Annotated in this window: 1 protein-coding gene; it reads right to left on the bottom strand. The window is 64.8% G+C overall.

What is annotated here, in order from left to right; translation table 11 throughout:
- Positions 1 to 3,221, bottom strand: a 3,221-nt coding sequence (locus AB0J47_RS42180; RefSeq protein ID WP_364360318.1) for a type I polyketide synthase, incomplete at its 3' end; no start/stop codon positions are given.
- Positions 3,222 to 3,251: the final 30 nt, after the last annotated feature.

The raw sequence follows: 3,251 nt of genomic DNA, 5'->3' as shown, positions 1-3,251 counted from the left end.
TGGGCATAGTCGTGATACATCACACCAGCGAAAACACCGGTCGAGCTGCCACGCAGCACCACCGGGTCGACACCGGCACGCTCCAACGCCTCCCATGCCGTTTCCAATAGTTGCCGCTGCTGGGGATCCATCATCGTGGCCTCATTGGGCCCGATCCCGAAGAAATCGGGATCGAAGTCGGCAGCAGTGTGCAGGAACCCACCTTCCCGGGTGTAGGACTTGCCCGCGCGGCCAGGCTCCGGATCGTAGATGCCATTGATGTCCCAGCCTCGGTCGACCGGGAGCGTCGTTATCGCATCCCCGCCGATACGGACCAATTCCCAGAGTTCCTCAGGGGAAGTGATCCCTCCGGGGTAACGGCAGGCCATTCCGACCACCGCGATCGGATCGTCGTCAACAGCTCGGCTGGCAATAACCTCGATATCCCGACTGGTACCAGCGAACTCATCGGCCAGATACTCCGCTAAAGCCTGCGGTGTCGGGTAATCGAACACCAACGTCGCAGGCAGCCGCAGACCTGTCACGCTCTCGAGAGCGTTGCGGAACTCGACAGCACTGACCGAATCGAAGCCCAGCTCGCCGAAAGCCTTATCCGCGGCAACCGCATTCGCGTTCTGATGACCCAGAATCGTGGCAACCTGGCCACGCACGATCTCGACGAGAACACCGAAGCGCTCATTGTCGGGAGTATTGGCCAAACGAGCACGTAGTGCCGTGAAGGCGCCCGAGGCCGCTTTCCGGCGAGCGGGGACCAAGCCAGCCAACAGTGTCGGTGCGGCGGCCCCCGCGCTGCGAATGCTCTCTAGATCGAAACGGGCAAGGACGGGAGCCGCCGCGTCGATCTCGATGGCGGCGTCGAACAGCGCGAGACCCTGTTCCTCCGACAGCGGCAGCATGCCCGAACGAGACATGCGGTGCCGGTCGACGTCGCTCAGTTCTGCGGCCATGCCTCCGTCCATGTTCCACAGACCCCAGGCGAAAGACTGGCCGCAGCGCCCAGATGCCCTGCGGTGCGCCGCCAGGGCATCGAGGCACGCGTTGGCCGCGGCATAGTTACCCTGGCCCGCGCTGGCGAACACACCGGCCACCGAGCTGAACAACACGAACGCCTTCAATGGCAGATCGGCGGTCAACTCGTGTAGGTGCAAGGCCGCATCGACCTTGGGCCCCAACACCGCATCAATCCGATCCGGGGTCAGCGAAGCGATGGCACCGTCATCGAGCACACCGGCCATATGGAACACACCGGTGAGCGGATGGACGGCAGGTACACCTGACAGGACCTCGGCGAGCGCGACACGGTCGGCGACATCACAGGCGACGAAATCGACTTCGGCACCGCGAGACCGCAACTCCGCCCGCAGCTCGGTGGCACCGGAAGCGGATTCACCACGGCGACTCAACAGCAACAGCCGGCGCACACCATGGGCGTCGACCAGGTAACGGGCGAACAACCCAGCGAGGAAGCCGCTGGCACCGGTGATCAGAACCGTGTCGTCCGGATCGAAGGGGCCGGGCCCCGGAATGGTCGCGGCAGTGGAGGCGACCCGGGCGAGTCGCGCAATGTATACCTGCCCATCACGCACCGCCACCTGCGGTTCCGCCGCAGCCAGCACCCCACCCAGCAACCCATCGAGTCCGGAATCGGTGTCGATCAACACGATCCGACCGGGATTCTCCGCCTGCGCCGAACGAACCAGACCACACACCGCGGCACCAGCCAGATTCGTAACGTCCTCCCCACCAACCGATACCGCACCACTGGTCCGGACCACCAGAACCGACTCACTGAACCGATGATCGGCAACCCAAGCCTGAAGAACCTCCAGAACCTCATGCGTCGCAGCGTGAATGGCAGCGGCATCATCACCCGCCGGGCAGTCCAACACCACCACCGGCGGCACCCGCTCACCGAGATCCGGCCACGCTACCGCGGCGACCTCGCCCTCACGCACCGAAATCGGTGCCCAACCGACCTGGAACAACCCACTACCGGCAACAGATGCACCACTCGTGAGCTGCGCGGGATCAAACGGCCGGGAAACCAACTGCCGCACCGACGCCACCGCAGCACCCGACGAATCCGCCAGATCCAGAGCGACGCCATGCTCACCGACACGAGCAAGACGAACACGCAACGCGTCGGCCCCAGCCGCATGCACCGTGACACCGGACCACTCGAACGGCAACGCCAGCCCGGGCCCCTGCGCCGACACGTCACCGGCAAATCGCAACGCATGCAACGCCGCATCCAGTAATGCCGGGTGCAGACCGAAACGCTCCGCCTCGGCCCGAGCCTGCTCAGGCAATTCGACTTCGGCGTAGAGCAGCCCGTCGGATCCACGCCACACCGACCGAAGCGCCTGGAACACCGGACCGTACTGGTAACCCTGCACATCCAGGGAGTCATAAACACCATCGATATCCACCGCGACCGCACCAGAGGGCGGCCACTGCACCAAATCCACAGGCGCACTATCGATTCCCGGTGTAAGCACTCCCTCGGCGTTCAACGCCCAAGTCGCCCCTGGGTCAACACCATCCTCGGAGCAGGAGAAGATCCGCACCCCGCGACGGCCGGTCTCGTCCTCGGCATCCACCACAACGCGCACCGCGAGTCCGGCCGACTCCGACAGTGCCAATGGGGATCGGAGGACCAACTCGTCGAGAGTCGAGCAGCCCACCTGTTCTCCGGCATGCAAGGCAAGTTCGACCAGGCCGGTACCGGGGAAAAGCACGGTGTCCATAACTGCGTGGTCGGCCAGCCATGGGTGCGTCTGCACCGACAAGCGGCCGGTGAGAGTCACCGCGTCGGAGTCCGGTTGCGTGAAAACCACTGAGACCAGGGGGTTTCCGGTAGCGGCGAGACCCATCGCCCGAGCGCCACCACCACCAGTGGAACCTTCGGCCATCCAATAACGCCGACGCTGAAAAGCGTAGGTGGGCAAGTCGATTCGCTCGGCTCCGGTACCCGCATACAGAGCGGCCCAGTCCACATCGGCGCCGACCACGAACAGCCCGGCCACCCCACCCAGCACAGCCGATGTATCCGCTCGACCTCGACGCGCCAACGTCACGACCGCAGGAGCCGCCCCCGCACCCGCCTGCCCGTCATCGAGGGTCTGGGCGATCATCGGAGTGAGCACGGTGTCGGGTCCGACCTCGGCGAACCTCGACACACCCATACCCGCCATCGCGACAACCGCATCAGCGAAGCGCACCGCCTCACGAACCTGACCCACCCAATACGA

Source organism: Nocardia sp. NPDC049737 (assembly GCF_040674755.1).
Taxonomy (GTDB): Bacteria; Actinomycetota; Actinomycetes; order Mycobacteriales; family Mycobacteriaceae; genus Nocardia.
The sequence above is the reverse complement of the archived record's forward strand: the minus strand, read 5'-3'. Positions and strand labels throughout refer to the sequence as shown.